This is a genomic window from Streptomyces sp. JLBG701 (genome assembly GCF_058544905.1).
The window spans coordinates 4526992-4549861 of record NZ_CM178588.1 but is presented as its reverse complement, the minus strand read 5'-3'; the positions used below and the strand labels follow the sequence as shown (position 1 = coordinate 4549861).

Annotated in this window: 18 protein-coding genes and 1 rRNA gene; 11 read left to right on the top strand and 8 right to left on the bottom strand. The window is 70.4% G+C overall.

Features of this window, described 5'->3' with window-relative positions; translation table 11 throughout:
- The first annotated feature begins 21 nt into the window (after positions 1–21).
- A 5S ribosomal RNA gene (gene rrf / locus AC5DRG_RS20845) occupies positions 22–138 on the top strand.
- Positions 139–186: 48 nt separating this feature from the next.
- Here the strand turns inward: rrf and AC5DRG_RS20840 are convergent.
- Genes AC5DRG_RS20840 through AC5DRG_RS20820 form a run of 5 tightly spaced genes read right to left on the bottom strand, consistent with a single transcriptional unit; the run spans position 187 to position 5770 of the window.
- A complete protein-coding gene (locus AC5DRG_RS20840) occupies positions 187–1497 on the bottom strand; it encodes a DUF58 domain-containing protein (protein ID WP_491812077.1) in 1311 nt (436 codons plus the stop codon).
- Entirely contained in the window at positions 1497–2486 is a 990-nt protein-coding gene (locus AC5DRG_RS20835; protein ID WP_491812076.1) for an AAA family ATPase, read from the bottom strand. Before AC5DRG_RS20835 ends, AC5DRG_RS20840 begins: the two co-directional genes overlap by 1 nt.
- Complete coding sequence (locus tag AC5DRG_RS20830; protein WP_491812075.1) at positions 2486–3685, bottom strand: DUF4350 domain-containing protein; 1200 nt, start codon at positions 3683–3685, stop codon at positions 2486–2488. Before AC5DRG_RS20830 ends, AC5DRG_RS20835 begins: the two co-directional genes overlap by 1 nt.
- Positions 3682–4464 carry a DUF4129 domain-containing protein gene (locus tag AC5DRG_RS20825; protein ID WP_491812074.1) on the bottom strand — a complete coding sequence of 261 codons (783 nt, stop codon included), beginning with the start codon at positions 4462–4464 and terminating at the stop codon, positions 3682–3684. The genes AC5DRG_RS20830 and AC5DRG_RS20825 overlap by 4 nt, the downstream gene beginning before the upstream one ends.
- A gap of 4 nt (positions 4465–4468) precedes the next feature.
- Positions 4469–5770: a DUF7847 domain-containing protein gene (locus tag AC5DRG_RS20820; protein WP_491812073.1), complete on the bottom strand. Its 1302-nt coding sequence runs from the start codon at positions 5768–5770 to the stop codon at positions 4469–4471.
- A 140-nt stretch (positions 5771–5910) separates the two neighbouring features.
- Here AC5DRG_RS20820 and mtnA point away from each other — a divergent pair, with 140 nt between their 5' ends.
- The 7 genes from mtnA (at position 5911) to AC5DRG_RS20785 (ending at position 14869) form a co-directional block, all read left to right on the top strand.
- Complete coding sequence (mtnA, locus tag AC5DRG_RS20815) at positions 5911–7056, top strand: S-methyl-5-thioribose-1-phosphate isomerase (RefSeq protein ID WP_491812071.1); 1146 nt, start codon at positions 5911–5913, stop codon at positions 7054–7056.
- 8 nt (positions 7057–7064) lie between these two features.
- Complete coding sequence (gene mtrA / locus AC5DRG_RS20810; RefSeq protein ID WP_491812070.1) at positions 7065–7754, top strand: two-component system response regulator MtrA; 690 nt, start codon at positions 7065–7067, stop codon at positions 7752–7754.
- Position 7755: 1 nt separating this feature from the next.
- Positions 7756–9834: an MtrAB system histidine kinase MtrB gene (mtrB, locus tag AC5DRG_RS20805; protein ID WP_491812069.1), complete on the top strand. Its 2079-nt coding sequence runs from the start codon at positions 7756–7758 to the stop codon at positions 9832–9834.
- Entirely contained in the window at positions 9824–11656 is a 1833-nt protein-coding gene (locus tag AC5DRG_RS20800; RefSeq protein ID WP_491812067.1) for an LpqB family beta-propeller domain-containing protein, read from the top strand. The genes mtrB and AC5DRG_RS20800 overlap by 11 nt, the downstream gene beginning before the upstream one ends.
- A 221-nt stretch (positions 11657–11877) precedes the next feature.
- Positions 11878–12909: a ComF family protein gene (locus tag AC5DRG_RS20795; RefSeq protein ID WP_491813102.1), complete on the top strand. Its 1032-nt coding sequence runs from the start codon at positions 11878–11880 to the stop codon at positions 12907–12909.
- A gap of 315 nt (positions 12910–13224) precedes the next feature.
- Positions 13225–13917: a ribosome hibernation-promoting factor, HPF/YfiA family gene (gene hpf, locus AC5DRG_RS20790; protein WP_491813101.1), complete on the top strand. Its 693-nt coding sequence runs from the start codon at positions 13225–13227 to the stop codon at positions 13915–13917.
- Positions 13918–14122: 205 nt separating this feature from the next.
- Positions 14123–14869, top strand: coding sequence for a response regulator (locus AC5DRG_RS20785; RefSeq protein WP_491812066.1), 747 nt, complete (start codon positions 14123–14125; stop codon positions 14867–14869).
- A gap of 23 nt (positions 14870–14892) precedes the next feature.
- On the opposite strand, the gene AC5DRG_RS20780 is transcribed toward AC5DRG_RS20785, so the two are convergent.
- On the bottom strand, positions 14893–16068 hold the full coding sequence (locus AC5DRG_RS20780; RefSeq protein ID WP_491812065.1) for a winged helix-turn-helix domain-containing protein: 1176 nt from the start codon (positions 16066–16068) through the stop codon (positions 14893–14895).
- Positions 16069–16471: 403 nt separating this feature from the next.
- On the bottom strand, positions 16472–17056 hold the full coding sequence (locus AC5DRG_RS20775; RefSeq protein ID WP_491812064.1) for a GNAT family N-acetyltransferase: 585 nt from the start codon (positions 17054–17056) through the stop codon (positions 16472–16474).
- Between the two features lie 242 nt (positions 17057–17298).
- Here AC5DRG_RS20775 and secA point away from each other — a divergent pair, with 242 nt between their 5' ends.
- Positions 17299–20127, top strand: coding sequence for a preprotein translocase subunit SecA (gene secA, locus AC5DRG_RS20770; protein WP_491812063.1), 2829 nt, complete (start codon positions 17299–17301; stop codon positions 20125–20127).
- 78 nt (positions 20128–20205) lie between these two features.
- Here the strand turns inward: secA and AC5DRG_RS20765 are convergent, their stop codons facing one another.
- Positions 20206–20853, bottom strand: coding sequence for an Rv3235 family protein (locus tag AC5DRG_RS20765; protein WP_491812062.1), 648 nt, complete (start codon positions 20851–20853; stop codon positions 20206–20208).
- A 354-nt stretch (positions 20854–21207) separates the two neighbouring features.
- On the opposite strand from AC5DRG_RS20765, the gene AC5DRG_RS20760 reads away from it, so the two are divergent.
- Positions 21208–21723, top strand: coding sequence for a DUF6912 family protein (locus AC5DRG_RS20760; RefSeq protein ID WP_491812061.1), 516 nt, complete (start codon positions 21208–21210; stop codon positions 21721–21723).
- Between the two features lie 87 nt (positions 21724–21810).
- Entirely contained in the window at positions 21811–22479 is a 669-nt protein-coding gene (locus AC5DRG_RS20755; protein ID WP_491813100.1) for an HAD family hydrolase, read from the top strand.
- The last annotated feature ends 391 nt before the right edge of the window (positions 22480–22870 follow it).

Genomic DNA, 22870 nt, shown 5'->3' with positions numbered 1-22870 from the left:
GTATTCACAGTTTCATAGTGTTTCGGTGGTCATAGCGTGAGGGAAACGCCCGGTTACATTCCGAACCCGGAAGCTAAGCCTTACAGCGCCGATGGTACTGCAGGGGGGACCCTGTGGGAGAGTAGGACACCGCCGAACAAATATTGCGAAAGGCCCACACCTTTATGGTGTGGGCCTTTTTTGCGTTCAAAGGCGTCCGGCCGCTTTCAGTGCCAGATACGCATCCGCCAATGCCGGGGCAAGTTCGTCCGGTGTCGCGTCGACGATTACGACGCCGTGGCGGCGGAGTTGTTCTGCCGTGCGCCGGCGTTCGGTCTGTGCCTGGGCGGCGGCTGCCGCCTCGTAGACCGCCTCCGTGTTTCCGCGGGCCATTGCCATGTTGGCGATGTGCGGGTCCGCCACTGATGCCACCAGGACCGTGTGGCGCTGGGTGAGTTGGGAGAGGACGGGGAGCAGGCCTTCCTCCACCGGTGCGGCTTCGAGGCTGGTGAGCAGCACGATGAGGGAGCGGCGGGGGGCCGTGCGGAGCGCGGTGGCTGTGAGGCCTCGGGCGTCTGTCTCGATGAGTTCCGGTTCGAGGGTTGCCATCGCGTTGACCAGGGACGGCAGGACGTCGCCGGCTGTGCGGCCCTGCACCAGGGCGCGTACTCGGCGGTCGTAGGCGAGGAGGTCGACGCGGTCGCCGGCTCGGGAGGCCAGGGCGGCGAGGAGTAGTGCCGCGTCCATGGAGGCGTCCAGACGGGGGGCGTCGCCGACGCGGCCGGCCGAGGTGCGGCCGGTGTCGAGGACCAGGAGGATGTGGCGGTCACGTTCGGGGCGCCAGGTGCGCACGGCGACCGTGGTCTGGCGGGCTGTGGCTCGCCAGTCGATGGAGCGGGTGTCGTCGCCGGGGACGTATTCGCGCAGGCTGTCGAATTCGGTGCCCTCGCCTCGGGTGAGGACGCTGGTCCGGCCGTCCAGTTCGCGCAGGCGGGCGAGCTTGGACGGGAGGTGCTTGCGGCTGGTGAACGGGGGCAGGACGCGTACCGTCCAGGGGACTTTGTGGGTGCCCTGGCGGGAGAGGAGGCCGAGGGGGCCGTACGAGCGGATGGTGAGGCGGTCGGCCTGGCGGTCGCCGCGTCGGGTGGGGCGTAGGCGGGTCGTGACGCGGCGGCGTTCGCCCGGGGGGACTGTGAGGCGGTGTCGGGAGGCCTCTACCTCTGTGCCGGGCTGCCAGCTGCTGGGGGGCCAGGCGTCGCGGAGGCGGGCGCGGAGCAGGCGGCGGGACGGGTTGGCGACAGTGAGGGTGACCTCGGCCGGTTCGCCGAGGCGTGCGGAGGTGTCGCCGGAGCGGGTCAGGCCGAGACGGCGTACGGGTGCTGCCAGGGCGAAGTCGCAGGCGCAGGCCAGTGCCAAGGGGGCGTTCACGGCGAGGATGCCCGTCCAGCTGGGTTCCCAGATGCCGACGGGGAGGGAGCCGAGGGCCGCCAGGAGGGCGGCGCGTCCGGTGAGTGCCATCAGCGGGGGACGGGGACGTGGGCGAGGATCGCGTTGATGACGGAGTCGGCCGTCACGCCCTCCATTTCGGCCTCCGGGCGGAGTTGCACACGGTGGCGGAGGGTGGGGAGGGCCAGTGCCTTGACGTCGTCGGGGATGACGTAGTCGCGGCCCGTCAGCCAGGCCCAGGCGCGCGAGGTTGCCAGGAGGGCGGTGGCGCCTCGGGGGGAGACGCCGAGGGTGAGGGACGGGGATTCGCGGGTGGCTCGGCAGATGTCCACGACGTAGGCGGTGATTTCGGGGGAGATCGCTGTCTTGGCGACTGCCGCGCGGGCGGCTTCCAGGTCGGCGGGGCCCGCGACCGGGCGTACGCCGGCGGCGCGCAGGTCGCGCGGGTTGAAGCCCTCCGCGTGGCGGGTGAGGACGTCGATCTCGTCCTGGCGGGAGGGGAGCGGGATCGTCAGCTTGAGGAGGAAACGGTCCAGCTGGGCTTCGGGGAGGGGGTATGTGCCCTCGTACTCGACCGGGTTCTGTGTCGCGGCGACCAGGAACGGGTCGGGGAGGAGGCGGGGGGTGCCGTCGACCGTGACCTGGCGTTCCTCCATGGCCTCCAGGAGGGACGACTGGGTCTTCGGCGGGGTGCGGTTGATCTCGTCCGCGAGGAGGAGGTTGGTGAAGACCGGGCCGGGCTGGAAGGAGAACTCCGCGCTGCGCGTGTCGTAGACGAGGGAGCCTGTGATGTCGCTCGGCATCAGGTCGGGAGTGAACTGGACGCGTTTGGTGTCGAGTTCGAGTGCGGACGCGAGGGCGCGGACGAGCAGGGTTTTGGCGACTCCGGGGACGCCTTCGAGGAGGACGTGTCCGCGGCAGAGGAGGGCGACGACTAGGCCGGTCACGGCGGGGTCCTGGCCGACCACGGCTTTGGCGATCTCGGTGCGCAGGGCCTCCAGGGAGGCTCGGGCGGTGCCCGGGTCCCCGGTGATCCCGGCGTTGTCAGTGGTCGGGTCCATCATGGACGGCGAACCTCTCTTTCGAGGGCGTCGAGTTGGTCGGCGAGGGCGATGAGGGCCGTGTCGTCGCTGGGCGGCGGGCCGAAGAGGAGGGAGTGCAGGGCCTGTCCGTCTCCGTGGTTGTGGAGGTGGGAGGACAAGGCGGGGAGCAGGGCTTCGGGCGCGTGCGCCTGCGAGACGGGGACGCCTACCAGGGGGGCGAGGCGAGTGCGGGTGGTGGAGCGAAGAGCGGTGGCCGCGCGGTCGCGGGCGTTGGCCTTGCGGTAGAGACGGGCGCGGCCTTCGACGGTTTCGGAGGCGCGGATCGCCACGGGGAGTTTTTCAGGCACCAGGGGGCCGAGCCGGCGTGCCCGCCAGAGGGCGGCCAGGGCTGCGGCGATGAAGAGCTGCAGGGTGCCCCAGAGCCAGCCCGAGGGGAGCAGATCGAAGAAGTCCTGGTCACCGGTGTCGGTGGCCGAGCCGTCGGACAGGGAGGGGAGGTACCAGACCAGATGGGGGCGGGAGCCGAGGAGTTGGAGGGCGAGGGAGGCGTTGCCCTGCTCGTCGAGGCGGTCGTTGAAGAGGATGTCGGGCGCGCCGAGTACGACGGTGTCGCCGTCCCCGGAGACCGCCGGGACGCGCAACAGGGTGGCCAGGCCCTCGCTGAAGTAGCACGAGTCGGCGTCGAGGTTTGTGGTGGTGTAGCGGTAGCCGCCCGTCTCGGCGGTGCCCGCGCGGCGGGCGGCCGGCAGGCCGCAGTCGGGGGCGAGGGCCGAGTCGAGGCTGGTGACGGGGTCCGCGGTGACGCCGGGAGCGAGCCTCCCGACGGACCAGTCACCGGGGGAGACCAGGACGGTACGCCCTCCGGAGTCGGTGATCGCCGAGTGGAGCCGGGTCTGTTGACGTTCCGTCAGCAGGTCGGGGACGGCGACCAGGAGCGTGGTGTCGGGGCCGGCTGCCGCGCGGGCTTCGGCCAGGGTGGTGACCACGCGCGTGGACACGCCGCGGTCGGCGAGGAGTTCGGCGACGGCTCGGCTGCCGTAGGTGTCGACGGAGCGCGGGTCGAGGCGACCGTGCTGGGCGTCGGAGCGGATCGCGGCGATCGCCACGGCCGCCGCCAGCAGGACCAGGAGGGCGAGCAGGATGCCTCGCCCGCGCGTCCACACCTGGCGGGCGGTGGGCGAGGTCGAGGTGGACGGGAGCGTGGCCTCAGCGGTCATTCGGCGGCTCCCTGGCGGGTGTTGTGGGCCGCGCTGTGGGCGCTGCTCGCGAGCACCGGCTTGGTGCGCTCCAGGTCACGGTCGAGTTCGGCGATGCGGTGGTACGACTGCTCGCTCGCCCTCCGTCCGCCGTACGTCACGTCGTCGAAGTCCCGCGCGGCGGCGCGCAGTCGGTCCGTGTGGGCGGGCAGGGCGTGGCCGGCCTCGGCGGCCGCCTCGTCGGCGGTGCGGCCGGGGCGGACGTCGAGGAGAGCGCGTTCCTCCAGGGAACGGACGATGGCGCGCATGCGTTCCTGGACGGCCTGGTTCCAGTGGCCCTGGGCGGCGTGCGCCTCGGCGGCCGCGCGGTGCTCGGCGGCGCTGCGGGGGCGGTCGTCGAACAGGGCGGCGGAGGAGGTCGGTTGGCGGCGCGGGGTGCCGAGGCGCCACCACAGGGCGCCCAGGACCGCGAGCACGGCCAGGACGACCAAGATCAGGCCGATGGCTCCGCCGGGTGTCATGGCGGAGGCCGCGCCGAACAGCCTGCCGACCCAGTCCCAGAAGGCGTCGATGGCGCGTTGGAGCAGGCCGGGGTCGTTCTCGTGGTACATCCGCTTGGACAGTTCGCGCCGGGCGGCTTCCCGCGCGGGGTCGCGCGGGATCGTCAACGGTGGTTCGTCGCCGGAGCGCGCGAGTGACAGTACGGATGTGTCGCCGGCGCGCAGCAAGGTGCGTACGGCGTTGTCCGCGGCGCTCTGCAGGATCGGCGCCGTGGTGAGAACTCCCCCCGCCAGGCTCACCGCATCAGCTCCCCGGGGTGGTGCCGGGCGCGCCGGCGCCGTAGTCCTGGAGGCCGGCGGCGCGGGCGAGGTCGAGGTCGAGGGCCTCGCGGCGGATGCGCTGGTCGATGTAGAGCAGCACGGTGACGCCCGCCGAGATCGGGAACGTGATCATGGAGCCGATCACCGAGCCGATGCCGCTGATGATGAGGAACGTCCAGCCGTAGTTGCCGGTGCCGTTGAGGAAGCCGGAGATGCCGTCGCCGCTGAGGGCCGCGGCGATGACGGCGAAGGGGATGACCACGATCGACGCCACGATGTTGGCGATGATCGTGGCGAGCAGCTGGATGCCGAAGACGCGCCACCAGGAGCCGCGGACCAGCTTCACGGAGCGGCTCATCGCCTTCGCGATGCCCTGCTTCTCCAGCATCAGCGCGGGCGAGGCCAGGGAGAAGCGGACCATCAGCCACAGTGCGACGACACCGGCGCCGAGGCTGCCGAGTACGGCCAGGGCGGCACCCGCGGCGTTGGATCCCGCGACGGCCACGAGGATGCCGGGCAGCGCACCGCCCGCGACGATGGCGACGCCGATGAGCAGCAGCAGGAAGATCAGGCCGGCCAGCTTCAGGATCTGCGGGCGGGCGTCGCGCCAGGCTTCGCCCGCGGTCACCGACTTGCCGAGGACGGCGCGGCTGGTGACGGTCGTGAGCAGGGCGGTCGCGGCGATGGTGCCGATCAGGGAGATCAGGAAGACGATGCCCGTGCTGAGCATGGTGTCGCCCATGGCGCGGGTCAGTTCGTCGAGGCTGGCGCTCGGGTCGTTGAGGGCTTCGGTGCTCGCGCTGTCGTCCAGGGCGAAGCCCTGGACGAGGATGACGATGATCTGCATGACGACCGCGACGGTCAGCGAGATGCCCAGCACCGTGCGCCAGTAGGTGCGCATGGTGGAGACCGCGCCGTCGAGGATCTCGCCCACGCCGAGCGGTCGCAGGGGGATCACGCCGGGCTTGGCCGCGGGCGGGGGGCCGCCCCAGCCGCCGCCCCAGCCTCCGTAACCACCGGGGGCGCCGTAGCCGCCGGGGCCGCTCGGGGGCGGGCCGCCCCAGCCCGGGCCGGGTGGCGGGGGCGGTGGGGCCTGGCCGGGGCTCGGCGGTCCGGTGGGCGCGGACCACTGGGCGGCGGGCGGCTGCTCCTTGGACCACTTCGGGCCGGCGTCCTGCGGGTCCTGGGCGGGCTGGTCCGCGGGCTCTGCGGGGCCGGACGCGTCGGGCTCCTGCCCGTCGGACGGGGCAGATCCGGGCGAGGCCCAGCCCGGAGTGTCGTTCATCGTCGCTCCTTCACAGTGCCCGTCCGCGCTCGCGGCGGCAGGTTGGCAGACATCGTGTCATGGGGTGGTCGTCGGGGGACCGGCCACGGTATGGGCTGCACACCTTCAATTGTCCGCCGGACAAGGGGCAGACTGACCGCATGGCTGATCAGTACGCGCAATCCGGTGGCGACAACCGGCCGTCCGAGATACCTGCGATCCGTTGGGAGGAGCCACCCGAAGGCCCCGTACTGGTCCTTCTCGACCAGACGCGGTTGCCGGCCGAGGAGGTCGAGCTGGTGTGCACGGACGCGCCGGTTCTGGTGGAGGCGATCCGTTCGCTCGCCGTGCGCGGAGCGCCGCTGCTCGGCATCGCGGGGGCGTACGGCGTCGCGCTCGCCGCCGTACGCGGCTTCGACGTGGACGAGGCCGCGGACTCGCTGGCGGGTGCCCGGCCCACCGCGGTGAACCTCGCCGTCGGCGTGCGCAGAGCCCAGTCCGCGCATCGGGCGGTGCTGGCCCGGGGCGGGGATTCCGCGGAGGCCGCCGCGGCGGCACTGTTGGCGGCGCGGCAGCTGCACCGGGAGGACGCCGAGGCCAGTGCGCGGATGGCCGAGCGGGGGCTGGCGCTGCTGGACGAGCTGTTGCCCGGTGGCGGGCACCGGATCCTCACGCACTGCAACACCGGATCGCTGGTGTCGGGCGGTGAGGGCACGGCGTTCGCGGTGGCGCTCGCGGCGCATCGGGCGGGACGGCTGCGGCGGCTCTGGGTGGACGAAACGCGTCCGTTGCTGCAAGGTGCTCGCCTGACGGCCTATGAGGCGGCGCGCAGCGGAATGGCGTACACCTTGCTCACGGACAACGCGGCGGGATCGCTCTTCGCGGCGGGGGAGGTGGACGCGGTGCTGATCGGTGCCGACCGCATCGCGGCCGACGGTTCGGTGGCGAACAAGGTGGGGAGCTATCCGCTCGCGGTGCTCGCGCGGTATCACCATGTGCCGTTCATCGTGGTGGCGCCGGTGACGACGGTGGATTTGGAGACGCCGGACGGGGCGTCGATAGAGGTCGAGCAGCGCCCAGGCCATGAGGTGACGGAGATCACAGCGCCCCAGGTGCCGGTGGCGGGAGCGGAAGCGGGAGGCGGGATTCCGGTAGCACCCCTGGGGACCCAGGCGTACAACCCGGCGTTCGATGTGACGCCGCCGGAGCTGGTGACGGCGATCGTCACCGAAGAAGGTGCTGTTTCCCCCGTGACGGCTGATGCTCTTGCTGAGCTGTGTGACAGGTCACGACAGGTAACGATTTAGTTAATGGGATGATGACGTTTATGAAGGGACGAGTCCTTGTCGTCGATGACGACACCGCACTGGCCGAGATGCTCGGCATTGTGTTGCGTGGTGAAGGTTTTGAGCCGTCTTTCGTAGCCGACGGCGACAAGGCGCTGGCCGCTTTCCGCGAGGCGAAGCCCGATCTGGTGCTGCTGGACCTGATGCTGCCCGGCCGGGACGGCATCGAGGTGTGCCGCCTGATCAGGGCGGAGTCCGGGGTGCCGATCGTGATGCTCACGGCGAAGAGCGACACCGTCGATGTCGTCGTGGGCCTCGAGTCGGGCGCCGACGACTACATCGTGAAGCCGTTCAAGCCGAAGGAGCTCGTGGCCCGGATCCGGGCGCGGCTGCGGAGGTCGGAGGAGCCGGCTCCCGAGCAGCTGACCATAGGTGACCTCGTCATCGACGTGGCCGGTCACTCCGTGAAGCGGGACGGGCAGTCGATCGCGCTGACGCCGCTGGAGTTCGACCTGCTGGTGGCGCTGGCCAGGAAGCCCTGGCAGGTGTTCACCCGTGAGGTCCTGCTGGAGCAGGTCTGGGGGTACCGGCACGCGGCGGACACCCGTCTCGTGAACGTTCATGTGCAGCGGCTGCGTTCCAAGGTCGAGCGGGACCCGGAGCGGCCGGAGATCGTGGTGACCGTCCGTGGCGTGGGTTACAAGGCCGGGCCGAGCTGACATGTCCGGAGACAGTGCCGCTTCGGCGCCCGGTCGGTCCGGGGCCCCCGCGGGGCGGCCTGTCGGCCGGAAGACGACGGGCTCCCGCTGGGGACGCCTGTGGGAGGACGCGCTGCTGCAGGGCGGCGTCCAGGGCAGCCCGGTCCTCCGCCTGTTCATGCGCTGGGTGCGCCGGCCGCTGCTGCCCGTCATGCGGCTGTGGCGGCGCAACATCCAGCTCAAGGTCGTCGTCACGACGCTGCTGATGTCGCTGGGCGTCGTTCTGCTGCTCGGTTTCGTCGTCATCGGGCAGGTGCGCAACGGCCTCCTCGACGCAAAGGTGAAGGCCTCGCAGAGCCAGGCCACCGGTGGGTTCGCGGTGGCCAAGCAGAAGTCCGACGAGGCGGCGAGCGGGACCGGCGAAGACGCCGTCGGCGCGGACGGCCGTCCCTCGCAGAACGTCAGCGAATGGATGAGCGATCTCGTGGCATCGCTCTCCAGCGGCGGCCAGGGCGCCTTCGACGTGGTGACGCTCCCTGTGGGCGACGACACGGGCGGCGGGCGTGGACGGCGTGCCTCCGGCGGCGTGGACCCGACGGCGAGCGTGCCCGAGGATCTGCGCGAGCGGGTCGACAGCAGTGTGCTGGCGGCGCAGAGCTACACCCGCATCGTCTACAAGGAGGGCACGGAGTCCCAGCCCGCCCTGGTCATCGGCAAGCAGGTCAGCGACCCGAACGGTAACGCGTACCAGCTCTACTACCTCTTCCCGCTCACGCAGGAGGAGAAGTCGCTGAGCCTGGTCAAGGGGACGCTCGCGACGGCCGGCCTGTTCGTCGTCGTACTGCTCGGAGCCATCGCGTGGCTCGTGGTGCGGCAGGTCGTCACGCCCGTACGGATGGCGGCCGGGATCGCCGAGCGGCTGTCTGCCGGGCGCCTTCAGGAACGTATGAAGGTCACCGGCGAGGACGACATCGCGCGGCTCGGCGAGGCCTTCAACAAGATGGCGCAGAACCTGCAGCTGAAGATCCAGCAGCTGGAGGACCTGTCGCGGATGCAGCGGCGGTTCGTGTCCGACGTGTCGCACGAGCTGCGGACGCCGCTGACGACCGTACGGATGGCCGCCGACGTCATCCACGAGGCGCGGCAGGACTTCGATCCGGTGACCGCGCGGTCGGCCGAGCTGCTCGCCGACCAGCTGGACCGGTTCGAGTCGCTGCTCGCGGATCTGCTGGAGATCAGCCGCTTCGACGCGGGCGCTGCGGCGCTGGAGGCCGACGCGATAGACCTCAGGGAGGTCGTACGGCGGGTCGTGAGCGGTGCCGAGCCGCTCGCCGAGCGCAAGGGCACGACGATACGGGTCGTCGGCGACCAGCAGCCCGTCGTCGCCGAGGCGGACGCCCGGCGGGTGGAGCGGGTGCTGCGCAACCTCGTCGTCAACGCCGTGGAGCACGGCGAGGGCAAGGACGTCATCGTGAAGCTGGCCTCCGCCGGCGGTGCGGTCGCGGTCGCGGTGCGCGACTACGGAGTCGGGCTCAAGCCCGGCGAGGCCACGCGCGTGTTCAGCCGCTTCTGGCGGGCCGACCCGGCACGCGCGCGTACCACCGGTGGCACGGGGCTGGGGCTGTCCATCGCCCTGGAGGACGCGCGGCTGCACGGCGGCTGGCTGCAGGCTTGGGGCGAGCCCGGGGGCGGATCGCAGTTCCGGCTGACACTGCCGCGGACCGCGGACGAGCCGCTGCGAGGCTCCCCGATACCACTGGAGCCCAAGGACTCACGCCGAAATCGTGGACTTGACGACGCAGGTCTGCCGCGCGGGGGCGAGGACAAGTCCGCCACCGTGCCGGCGCAGCCCAGGAGTGACCAGGGCCGGCCCAGACCGGCGCAGACCCCGATCGCGCCGCTTATGAACGCCGCGCTACCCACGGCCGACCCGACCGCGCTGCCCGGCAACGGCGCGCGCGTGGTGCCCCGGCCCACCGGCGGCACGCGGCGGCAGGACGACAGGCCCGTCGTTGACGCGGCGCGGAGCGAGACCTCGCGCCGCACGGACGCCGGGCCCGAGGACTCGATCAAGCAAGGGGAGGCATTCCGTGGGCGCTGACCGCGCGCGGGGCGCCCGGCGGACGCCGGGACGAGCGGTGGCGTACGCCGTCTGTGGCGTCGTAGCGCTGGCGGGGTGTGCCTCGATGCCCGACAGCGGGGACCTGCGGCAGGTCGAGTCCACGCCCAGGCAGGACACGCAGGTGCGGGTCTTCGCGATGCCGCCCAGCAAGGACGCCGACCCCCAGGAAATCGTGCAGGGCTTCCTTGAGGCGCTGACCAGCGACGATTCGACCTACGCGACGGCGCGCCAGTATCTGACGACCGAGGCCGGGAAGGCGTGGCAGCCGGAGAGGTCCACCACCGTGCTCGCCAACGCGCCCGGCACGGACGTGGTCAGCCAGCGCGACCCGGAGGACACCCAGAACTACGCGATCATGCTGACCGGCAACAGGGCCGCCTCGGTGGACGCGCAGCAGGCGTACTCGCCGACCGAGGGGCCCTACAGCCAGGCGGTGCACCTGACGCGGAGCAAGAAGACCGGGCAGTGGCGCATCGACACGCCGCCGCAGGGCGTCGTCATGGGGCAGTCGGACTTCCAGCGCAACTACATGTCCGTCAACAAGTACTACTTCGCCTCGAACGTCACGGTCACCTCGGACTCACGGCCGATGGCCGTCGCGGATCCCGTCTACGTGCGCAGGCGCGTTGACCCCATGACGCAGATGGTGCGCTCCCTCCTCAACGGCCCCACCAGCGGACTCGGCCCCGTGGTCAGGTCGAGCTTCCCAACCGGTACGGCGTTGCAGAAGGGCGTCTCCTCGCTGACGCCCGACGACCAGAACAAGCTGACGGTGCCGTTGAACGAGAAGGCCGCGCAGGTCGGCCTGGGCAAGTGCGACGAGATGGCGACCCAGCTCCTGTTCACCCTGCAGAACCTCACGCCCGCGGTGGACGAGGTCGAGGTGCAGGCGGGCGGCTCGCAGCTGTGCGTGGTCAACGAGAGCGATGCCGTGAGCACCGCGGCGCACGGCTCGGCGAAGGGCCCCGAGTATCTGTACTTCCTCGACGCCAAGCACCGGCTCGTACGGATACCGGGCGGCACCAGCGGCACGGACGCCGATCCGGTGCCGGGCGCGCTGGGCGAGGGCGACAAGGAGCTGCGGTCCGTGGCGGTCTCCCGGGACGAGGCCACCGCGGCCGGCGTCGGCCTCGACGGAAAGGCGCTCTACGTCGGGTCGTTGGCGTCCGGCGGTTCGCTCGGGGAACCCGTCCTGGAGAGCAAGGGCAAGACGACCGAGGACCGGCTGACGACGCCCAGCTGGGACGCCGAGAACGACCTGTGGGTGGCCGACCGCGACCCCGAGAACGCCCGGCTGCTCATGCTGCAGGACGGCGCGGGCGAGCCGTTGAAGGTGGAGACTCCGGGGCTCGACGGGCGCATCGAGGCGGTGCGGGTGGCCGCCGATGGAGTGCGGATCGCGCTCGTCGTCGAGAAGGACGGCAAGCAGTCCCTGCTCGTCGGGCGGATCGAACGGCAGCGGGAGGCGGGGGAGACCCCGACCGTCTCGGTCCTCGAACTGACCTCTGTGGCACGGGAGCTGGAGGAGGTTACGACCATGTCGTGGGCCGGGGACAGCCGGCTCGTGGTGGTCGGGCGCGAGGAGGGTGGCGTGCAGCAGCTGCGGTACGTCCAGGTCGACGGCTCCACACCGGAGGGGGCGGCGCCCGCGGCCCTGACCGGGGTGAAGGACATCGCCGCGTCGGAGGACGAGCGGCTGCCTCTGGTGGCGTACTCGGAGGACGGGATCGTACGGCTGCCGTCCGGGGAGCAGTGGCAGACGGTGGTCAAGGACGGGTCGGCGCCGGTTTATCCGGGGTGACGGGCTGAGGGGCTTGGGGGCTGACAAGACGGCCGTCTTTGTCGGGGTGCGGTTCTGGGCGGTGGTCCGGGGCTGGAGCCTGGCGGAGGCGGCCGATTTGCGTGGGGTGGGGAGGCCGTGCACTCGTGTGAGTGACGGCCGTGGGCTGGTGCGTGGAGTTGTCCACAGGCAGTTGTCCACAGGGGTGGCCGGTCGGCGTGGGCGTTGGCACAGTGGTGGGCATGCGGGGGTGGTGGCAGGACCTCACGGATCTGGTGCTGCCGGCCGAGTGCGGAGGCTGCGGGAGGCCTCGCACGGTGCTCTGCCCGGAGTGCCGTGCCGCCTTGACCGGGGCCGCACCGCGCCGGGTGCGACCGGCGCCGGAGCCGCCGGGGCTGCCGGCCGTGCACGCGGCGGCTCCCTATGCGGACGAGGTGCGGGCGGTGCTCCTGGCCCACAAGGAGCGCGGCGCGCTGGCACTCGCGGGGCCGCTCGGAACGGCTCTGGCGGGGGCTGTGCGGGCGGGGCTCGGGGCGGGTGTCGGCGCAGGTATCGGGACGAGGGCATACGGGGCTTGGGCGGAGGTCGGTGGGACGGGTGCCCAAAGGGGCGCTCCGGGGGCGTCAGGGGTGCTCCCAGGGTCCCTGGAGGGGCATGCCTTGACTTCGGCGGGTCGCCCCGCGGGGCACGCGGTGCGGGCGACGGGCGGCGATGTGCGCGCCGGTGCTCCCGTGCTTCTCGTTCCCGTTCCGTCCGCGGTGCGGGCGGTGCGGGCGCGGGGGCATGATCCGGCGCGGCGGATCGCGCTCGCGGCGGCGGGTGAGCTGCGGCGGGCCGGGACGCCGGCCCGGGTGCTTGCCGTGCTGCGGCAGCGGCGGGCCGTGGCCGACCAGTCGGGGCTCAACTCCCGGCAGCGGCTGGACAATCTCGCGGGCGCGCTGATGGTGGCCGCCGGTGGGGGGCGGCTGCTCGTCGGCGGGGGCAGGGTGGTGCTCGTGGACGACCTGATGACGACGGGGGCCTCCCTCGCGGAGGCGGCGCGTGCCGTGCGCGGGGCCATGGCGGAGGAGGCGGGCACAGAGGGGGCGAGCGTTGAGTCGGATGCGTGCGGCGGCACGTACGGAGAAGTAACTATGGCCGTGTACCGGGGAGCTGATGGGGAAGACGGGGGAGAACGAGGGAATGGATCAACGGGTGTGAACGGCCTGGGTGACGCGATCTGCGCGGCTGTGGTCGCCGCGTCGCCGGATTCCTTCGAAATAAACCGGAACTGACTGCGAACTTGCATCGTTGCAGGTAACGAGAGGCTCATTTCACCTGAACGGAGGTACGCCGCGGTAGAGGGTGACGACATCCGTCCGGGCGAGATATGTTCGGTTGTGAGAGAAAGGCGCAGGCCATCCCTCTCGTATCCGAATGCCGTGCCGCGGGTTCTGCGTAATCACCCGCCGCGCTGGGGTGGAGATCTTGCCCATGGGGGAGGAGGAGGTGGAAGTCACCGAGTCCGAGGTTCCGGGGCTTACCGGAGCCTGGTGCAAAAGGGAGATGCTCCGCCGTGGATGCGGAGCGATCCGGGAACGGAGTTCTGCGTGGACATCGTCGTCAAGGGCCGCAAGACCGAGGTGCCCGAGCGGTTCCGCAAGCACGTGGCCGAGAAGCTGAAGCTGGAGAAGATCCAGAAGCTCGATGGCAAGGTGATCAGCCTCGACGTCGAGGTGTCCAAGGAGCCCAACCCCCGACAGGCCGACCGCTGTGACCGAGTGGAGATCACGCTCCGCTCCCGCGGTCCGGTGATCCGGGCGGAGGCAGCGGCCAGCGATCCCTACGCGGCGCTCGACCTGGCGGCGGAAAAGCTGGATGCCCGGCTGCGGAAGCAGCACGACAAGCGTCACACGCGCCGAGGCGCACGCCGACTCACGGCGGCCGAGGTCCCCGACCACGTTCAGGGCGCGGCGACGCTCAACGGGAACGGCCACGACTTCCAGGAGGAAGAGCCGGAGGGCGTGCCCACGAAGAAGATCGGCTCGCTGGAAGTGAAGGGCGAAGGCCCCCTCATCGTCCGCGAGAAGACGCACGTAGCCTCCCCGATGTCCCTTGACCAGGCTCTCTACGAGATGGAACTGGTCGGGCACGACTTCTATCTGTTCGTCGACTCCGAGACCAAGGAACCGAGTGTCGTCTACCGGCGGCACGCATACGACTACGGCGTCATCCACCTCAGCACGGACCCGATGGTCGCCCAGGCGCACTCGCCCGCGGCCGGCGGCACGCTGGGCGGCTGACCCACTCGACTGACGGCTGAGCCGGTGCCCCTGGAGCGCTTGTGCGCCCCCAGGGGCACCGGTGTGCGACCACTTCGCGCCCCGCACTGTGACCGCGGTGCGGTCCGGGCATGAAATCATGGCCGCATCGGCCCAACCGGTGGGCCGTTGCCTTGGGTTGGCGATGGCACAGGACCACAGGCCACAGCCTTCAGGGGGAGGAACGATGGCGGACAGCTTCGGACCGATGCATGACGGGGACGCCGACGACGGCGTCGTCGGCATGGGACCGGACGCGGGCTCTCCACGCAAGGAACCGATCAGAGTCCTTGTGGTGGACGACCATGCCCTCTTCCGCCGGGGACTGGAGATCGTCCTCGCCGCCGAGGAGGACATCCAGGTCGTGGGAGAGGCGGGTGACGGGGCCGAGGCCGTCGACAAGGCCGCCGACCTGCTGCCCGACATCGTCCTGATGGACGTACGGATGCCCAAGCGGGGCGGGATCGAGGCGTGCACTTCCATCAAGGAGGTCGCGCCCAGCGCGAAGATCATCATGCTGACGATCAGCGATGAGGAAGCCGATCTCTACGACGCGATCAAGGCGGGCGCGACCGGCTATCTCCTCAAGGAGATCTCGACCGATGAGGTCGCCACCGCCATTCGCGCCGTGGCCGACGGACAGTCGCAGATCAGCCCTTCCATGGCGTCGAAGCTGCTCACCGAGTTCAAGTCGATGATTCAGCGGACGGACGAGCGTCGGCTCGTTCCCGCGCCGCGGCTGACGGAACGCGAGCTGGAGGTTCTCAAACTCGTCGCCACGGGGATGAACAACCGGGATATCGCCAAGGAGTTGTTCATCTCCGAGAACACCGTGAAGAACCACGTCCGCAACATCCTGGAGAAGCTGCAGCTGCACTCCAGGATGGAGGCGGTTGTGTATGCGATGCGGGAGAAGATCCTTGAGATCCGGTGAGATGCGCTGAGCTGTGGTTGCCGTCAGGCCAGGGTGCGGGCTAGTTCCTTGGCCAGCGGGGCGCGCAGTTCTGGGGCGTCCACTATCTCCACGCGTACGTTCGTGCAGTCCACCCAGGTCGCGGCCTCGATGAGCGCCTGAGCCACGGCGGGGATCGCCTTCGGGCCGTCCAGGGTGACCTGCCTGGCCACCAGCGTGCGGCCCTCGCGAGCCGGGTCCACGCGGCCCACCAGGTGGCCGCCGGCCAGGACCGGCATCGCGAAGTAGCCGTACACGCGCTTCGGCTTGGGGACGTAGGCCTCCAGGCGGTGGGTGAAGCCGAAGATCCGTTCTGTGCGGGCCCGTTCCCAGATCAGGGAGTCGAACGGGGACAGGAGTGTGGTGCGGTGGCGGCCTCGCGGGGGTGTCTCCAGGGCCGCCGGGTCGGCCCACGCGGGTTTGCCCCAGCCCTCTACCGTGACCGGGACCAGGCCCGAGTCGGCGATGACCGCGTCTACCTGTTCGCTCTTGATGCGGTGGTAGTCGGCGATGTCCGTGCGGGTGCCGACGCCGAGGGAGTGGCCCGCGAGGGCGACCAGGCGGCGTAGGCACTCGGTGTCGTCCAGGTCGTCGTGCAGCAGTGCTTGGGGGATGGCGCGCTCGGCCAGGTCGTAGACGCGCTTCCAGCCGCGGCGTTCCACGCAGACCACCTCGCCGTACATGAGTGCTCGTTCTGCGGCGACCTTTGTGCCGGACCAGTCCCACCACTCGCTGGTGCGTTTGGCTCCGCCCAACTCCGTGGCTGTGAGGGGGCCTTCGGTTTTTAGCTGCTTGATGACCTGGTCGTAGGCGCCGTCCGGGAGTTCGTGGTTCCAGTGGGGGCGGTTGCGGTAGGTGCGGCGGCGGAAGGCGAAGTGGGGCCACTCCTCTACCGGGAGGATGCAGGCGGCGTGCGACCAGTACTCGAAGGCGTGGGTCTCCGTCCAGTAGGAGCTCTCCACGGTTTTGCGGCCTACGGCGCCCAGGCGGGCGTAGGGGATGAGTTCGTGGGAGCGGGCCAGGACCGAGATGGTGTCGAGTTGGACCGCGCCGAGGTGGCGGAGGATGCCGCGGACGCCGGACTTTCGGTCGGGGGTGCCGAGGAAGCCTTGGGCTCGGAGGGCGATGCGGCGGGCGTCGTCTGCCGAGAGTTCCGTCGTCGGGCGCGGGAGGGTCGTCATGGCTCCGCACGATAGGGGGTGGGACTGACAGTGCGGGGTGAGCTGGGGGTTTGGGGGTGAGGGGGTGCGGTGCTGCTGCGGGCGCCGGCTTTTCTCGCCCCCGCCGCCCCTACCCGTCCCATCCCTGGGGGCTGCGCCCCCAGACCCCCCTTCGGCCCGAAGGGCCTCGTCCTCGAACGCCGGGCGGGCTGAAGACACCGGCCGGCAGCGGGAAGTGCGGCCCCCAGTGGGTGGGTGGGGGATCGGGACGGCAGGGCGTCCTCGAACGCTGGGCGGGCTGGAATGCACCGGCCGGCATCGAGGAGCGCGGCCCCAGTGGGTGGGAGGGGGATTGGGAAGGTGGGAGCTTCCTCGGGCCCGGGCTGTAGTTACCTGGGCCGGTGTCGGGAGGTGTGGGTCCTCCTCAGGTGTTGGAACGGCTGGGGTCTGTCGGTGTGTACGGGGACATCGACGGTAGGCCCAGGTCCGATGGGAGTAGGGAAGCGACCCAGCAGTCCCTGCGTACGCCCTTGTTGTTCAGGGCTGAGCGGAGAGTGCCTTCCATGGTGAAGCCCGCTCGGGTTGCTGTTGCTCGGGAGGCCTCGTTGCCTACCTCCGCTCGCCATTCCACTCGGTCGATCGAGGCGTGGGTGAAGGCCCAGCGGGAGGCGGCGATCGTCGCTTCGGTGATGTAGCCGTTGCCTCGGTGCTCTTTTGTGGCCCAGAAGCCGATTTCGCCCACGCCTACAGGGCGCGTCATGATGCCGAGCATGCCCACCAGCTCCCCTTCGGGGAGGAAGACGCCGAAGGTGAACATGGAGCCGCTTGCCCAGCCGTCGGGGGCCAGTTGTTCCGTGAAGCTTTCCGCGTGCTCGGGGAGGTACGGCGAGGGGATCAACGTCCAGCGCTGGATGTCCGGGTCCTGGGCGGCGCTGTACACGGCGTCGGTGTCGGGCGGGCCGACCGTGCGCAGGACGAGGCGGGCGGTGGTGAGGGTGACGGGGTCCATCGGCCGATTCTGCTCGGGGGTGCGCCGGGGCGCCATCCTTTTGCCGTGCGTGAGCGGGTGATCACAATTCGCGCAATTCGGCGGTGAGACGCGGCACCATCCGAGAGGCCCGGCCGTTGTGCCCTTTGAAGCAGACGGCAGGCCTCCCGGCGTGGCGGGGTCCTCGCATACGATGGCCGTTGCTCAGTTATGTCAATGGAAACCGACCGTCCAAGGCCCGACCGGCAAGGAGACCAACCCCCGTGTCCGTCCTCTCGAAGATCATGCGTGCAGGCGAAGGCAAAATCCTGCGCAAGCTGCACCGCATCGCGGACCAGGTCAACTCCATCGAAGAGGACTTTGTCGACCTCTCCGACGCCGAGCTGCGGGCCCTCACCGATGAGTACAAGCAGCGGTACGCCGACGGTGAGAGTCTGGACGACCTGTTGCCCGAGGCCTTCGCCACCGTGCGCGAAGCGGCCAAGCGCGTTCTTGGCCAGCGTCACTACGACGTCCAGATCATGGGCGGTGCCGCCCTCCACCTCGGCTATGTCGCCGAGATGAAGACCGGCGAGGGCAAGACCCTGGTCGGCACCCTGCCCACTTATCTCAACGCCCTCTCCGGAGACGGCGTTCACCTCATCACGGTCAACGACTACCTGGCCGAGCGCGACTCCGAGATGATGGGTCGCGTCCACAAGTTCCTGGGCCTGACCGTCGGCTGCATCCTCGCCAACATGACGCCCGCCCAGCGCCGCGAGCAGTACGCGAGCGACATCACGTACGGCACGAACAACGAGTTCGGCTTCGACTACCTGCGCGACAACATGGCGTGGTCCAAGGACGAACTCGTCCAGCGCGGCCACAACTTCGCCGTGGTCGACGAGGTCGACTCGATCCTCATCGACGAGGCCCGTACGCCGCTGATCATCTCCGGCCCGGCCGACCAGGCCACCAAGTGGTACGGCGACTTCGCCAAGCTGGTCACGCGCCTCAAGCGCGGCGAGGTCGGCAACCCGCTGAAGGGCGTGGAGGAGACCGGCGACTACGACGTCGACGAGAAGAAGCGCACGGTCGCCATCCACGAGCCCGGTGTCAGCAAGGTCGAGGACTGGCTGGGCATCGACAACCTCTACGAGTCGGTGAACACGCCGCTCGTCGGATACCTGAACAACGCCATCAAGGCCAAGGAACTCTTCAAGAAGGACAAGGACTACGTCGTCATCGACGGCGAGGTCATGATCGTCGACGAGCACACCGGTCGTATCCTCGCCGGCCGCCGCTACAACGAGGGCATGCACCAGGCGATCGAGGCGAAGGAAGGGGTGGACATCAAGGACGAGAACCAGACGCTCGCCACGATCACCCTGCAGAACTTCTTCCGCCTCTACGACAAGCTCTCCGGCATGACCGGTACGGCGATGACCGAGGCCGCCGAGTTCCACCAGATCTACAAGCTCGGCGTCGTCCCGATCCCGACCAACCGGCCGATGGTCCGCGCGGACCAGTCGGACCTGATCTACCGCACCGAGGTCGCGAAGTTCGAGGCGGTCGTCGACGACATCGCCGAGAAGCACGAGAAGGGCCAGCCGATCCTCGTCGGTACGACGTCGGTCGAGAAGTCCGAATATCTCTCGCAGCAGCTCTCCAAGCGCGGTATCCAGCACGAAGTGCTGAACGCCAAGCAGCACGACCGTGAGGCGACGATCGTCGCCCAGGCCGGCCGCAAGGGCGCCGTGACCGTCGCCACGAACATGGCCGGCCGTGGTACCGACATCAAGCTCGGCGGCAACCCCGACGACCTCGCCGAGGCGGAGCTGCGCCAGCGCGGCCTCGACCCCGAGGAGCACATCGAGGAGTGGGCCGCCGCGCTGCCGGCCGCCCTGGAGCGGGCCGAGAAGGCCGTGAAGACGGAGTTCGAGGAGGTCAAGGACCTCGGCGGGCTCTACGTCCTCGGTACCGAGCGGCACGAGTCGCGTCGTATCGACAACCAGCTGCGCGGTCGTAGCGGCCGTCAGGGCGACCCGGGCGAGTCCCGCTTCTACCTGTCGCTCGGTGACGACCTGATGCGCCTGTTCAAGGCCCAGATGGTCGAGCGCGTGATGTCGATGGCCAACGTCCCGGACGACGTGCCGATCGAGAACAAGATGGTCACGCGCGCGATCGCGTCCGCCCAGTCGCAGGTCGAGACGCAGAACTTCGAGACCCGGAAGAACGTCCTCAAGTACGACGAGGTCCTCAACCGGCAGCGCGAGGTCATCTACGGCGAGCGGCGCCGCGTCCTGGAGGGCGAGGACCTGCACGAGCAGATCCAGCACTTCATGGACGACACGATCGACGCGTACATCACCGCCGAGACCGCCGAGGGCTTCCCGGAGGACTGGGACCTCGACCGGCTGTGGGGCGCCTTCAGGCAGCTCTACCCGGTGAAGGTCACCGTCGAGGAGCTGGAGGAGGCGGCCGGTGACCGGGCCGGTCTGACCGCCGAGTTCATCTCCGAGTCCATCAAGGACGACATCACCGAGCAGTACGAGAGCCGTGAGACCCAGCTCGGCTCCGAGATCATGCGTGAGCTGGAGCGCCGGGTCGTGCTGTCGGTCCTGGACCGCAAGTGGCGCGAGCACCTCTACGAGATGGACTACCTCCAGGAGGGCATCGGCCTGCGCGCGATGGCGCAGAAGGACCCGCTGGTCGAGTACCAGCGCGAGGGCTTCGACATGTTCACCGCCATGATGGAGGGCATCAAGGAGGAGTCCGTCGGCTATCTGTTCAACCTGGAGGTCCAGGTCGAGCAGCAGGTCGAGGAGGTCCCGGTCGAGGACACCAAGCCGTCGCTCGACAAGAAGGCCGCCGAGGACACCGTGCCGGCCCAGGCGGGTGCCCGTCCCGAGATCCGCGCCAAGGGGCTCGACGCCCCGCAGCGTCCCGACCGGCTGCACTTCTCCGCGCCGACCGTGGACGGCGAGGGCGGCATCATCGAGGGCGACTTCACCAGCGACGACGACGAGGCGGGCGTACGTTCCGAGGCCGACGGTCTCACCCGCGCGGAGCGGCGCAAGCAGTCCCGTGGCGGGCGGCGCCGCAAGAAGTGACGGGCGCTCCTTGAGGAGCGGTGAGTTGTGAAGGGCCGGGCATCTCAGGGTGCCCGGCCCTTCGGCTATGTGCGTGGCTCAGCCGTCGGCCGTGTGGGGTGTGCGCGGGCCGCCCAGTTCCACCGCCGTGCAGCGCCAGCGGAGGTCGGGGCCCTGTTCCAGGCGGAAGGCCATCGCGCGGAGGCGGTCGCCGGCCCCGATGCGGGCGAAGGCCTCGATGGCGCCGGCGCGGGGGACGTAGTAGCCGATGTCGCGGACCACGGGGAGGGTGCCGCGGGTGCGCAGCGGGCCGCGTTCGGCGAGCCGGGCCAGTTCGTCGTAGGCGCGGCCCGCGGTGTGGCGGAGCATCCAGTGGACGGGGCGCTGGCCGCTCAGGACGGCCAGGAGACGGTCTGCGAAGACATCGGTGGGGCGGGGGCGGGGAGCGGCCCTGACAGGCGCTGGAACCGACCTGGTGGTGGCTTGGGCGGGGACCCTGGGCGGCGGCTCCGTGGTGCGGGTGGCCGTACGGGAGGTGACCGGGCCGGGTGCCGCCAGCGGGCGGTCGGTCGTGGGCCTCGTACGGGCCGCGTCTGGATTCGGTGCGGTCGGCGGGCGGTCGTTCCCCGGTGTCGTGCGGGCTGGGCCGCCGACCGATGTGCGGGGTGCGCCGGGGCGGCGTGGGTCGCGGCGGGTCGGGGGGCGGGTGCCCGGGTGGTGGTTCGCCCTGGTCATGACCTTGTTCATGGATGTCCCCGCTCGGTGGGCCCGGGTGATACCGGGCAGTAACTTGGTGGTGGGGATCTTGTACGGGGGCGGGGGTGGCTGTCGCAAGGAAGCGGGGGCCCGTGCCGGGCGGTCGGAATGTTCACCTATCAGAGTGGTCGAGGGGGTGCCGAAGCCCATGGCGTCGGGGGTGCACCGGGTGAGTCGCGAGGCGTGGAGTGGACGCCTCCGAGGGGGCGGGCAGGGACTCGAAAGGGGACTCCCGGGCGCCCGCGCACGTATCCTGAAGGCCCTCCGGTTGAGGGGGGACCGCGCCCTCCCCGGGGCCTCGGCGGAGCCCTCCTCGCCCTTCCGATCACCAGAAAGCGGCCAGCCATGCGCGTCTACGTCCCCCTGACCCTCTCCGGTCTCGCCGAGGCGTACAAGACGGGTGAGCTGGGCGCCGGGCCGTTCCTCGCGTACGCCGTCACGCCGGCGTTGCGCGAGTGGTACCTCTCCGACGACATCGAGGAGTTGGAGTACGCGGCGCTGAACCGGGCCGCGGTCGCCTCGTTGCGGCTGCTGGCCGCGGACGCGGAGGCCGCGCGGCGGCGGGTCGTGATCGCCGTCGACGTACCCGACGGGGCGGCCGTCGCCGACCCCGACCGGGGGCTCGATCCGGCGGCGCTCGGTGAGGTGCGGGTCTCGGGGACCGTGGCGCTCGCGAAGGCGGCCGCGGTGCATGCCGACTCGGCGGACGCGGAGGCGGATGTGGCGGCCGCCGCGGACGCGGTGGTGGCCGCGGACGGCGGGGACGACGACGCGCAGTTCGTGGTGGACGGGGCCGAGGACCACGAGCTGCTGTGGTTCGCCACGCAGGAGATTCCGAACCTGGTGGGGCTGGGAGGCTGACGCGTCCCGCAGCGCCGGCGTCGCGGCGCTGCTGACCTGGTGTTCTCTTGATTGTCAGTGGTGGCGGGTACGTTCTTTGGCATGGGGATGCACAACGGCCACAACGGCACACACATCGTGTGGGACTGGAACGGAACGCTGTTCCACGACAATGACGCGATCATCGGGGCGACCAACGCGGCGTTCGCCGAGCTGGGGCTCGCGCCGATCACGATGGAGGAGTACCGGGCGCTGTACTGCGTGCCGGTGCCGAAGTTCTACGAGCGGTTGATGGGGCGGCTGCCCACCGACGCCGAGTGGGAGGTCATGGACGTGACCTTCCATCGGTACTACTCCGAGCATCGGGTCGGATGCGGGCTCACCGCGGGTGCGGCGGAGTTGCTCGAGGGATGGCGGTCGGCGGGGCGCAGCCAGTCGATCCTCAGCATGTACGGGCATGACGAACTCGTCCCGCTGGTGCGGGGGTTCGGGATCGAGCCGCACTTCATACGGGTCGACGGGCGGACCGGGCCCTCCGGCGGCAGCAAGGCCGAGCACATGGTGCGGCATCTCGGGGCGTTGAGCGAGGTCGATCCCTCGCGCACCGTGGTGATCGGGGACGCCGCCGACGACGCGGTGGCCGCGCTGCATGTGGGCGCCCGGGCCGTGCTCTACACCGGGGGTTCCCACAGCCGGGCCAGCCTGGAGGAGGTGGGCGTGCCGGTGGTGGACACGCTGGGGGAGGCGGTCGCGGAGGCGGAGCGGTTGGTGGCCTGAGCGGGTCGGGGCGCGGGTGGCTTCCCAGAGCCGAACCGCACACTGAACCGCACGGCGAACTACACGCCGCTCACCCCTCCGCTCCTGTGCAGACTGTCAAAGTTCCACCCCCGGATTTGTACACATACGGCTCGTGACGACCCCCGGGTCCGGAGCGATAGCCTTGTGGCGTGATCAGCGCGATAGTTCGCGGGGGCCTCGTCGTCCCTGCTCTGCGCCCGGAGTGCACGGACCACATCCGTGCCCGGGCGGCGGTCGCTGGTCCGCGTGGGCGGGACGGAGCCTCCAGGGCTCCCAGGACGCCGAGCGCACTCTGGGCGGTGGCGGCGCAGAGAGCAGCGTCACACCCCTTGTGCGCGTCGAAAATGGCTGATAACCCCCCGCTCATCTC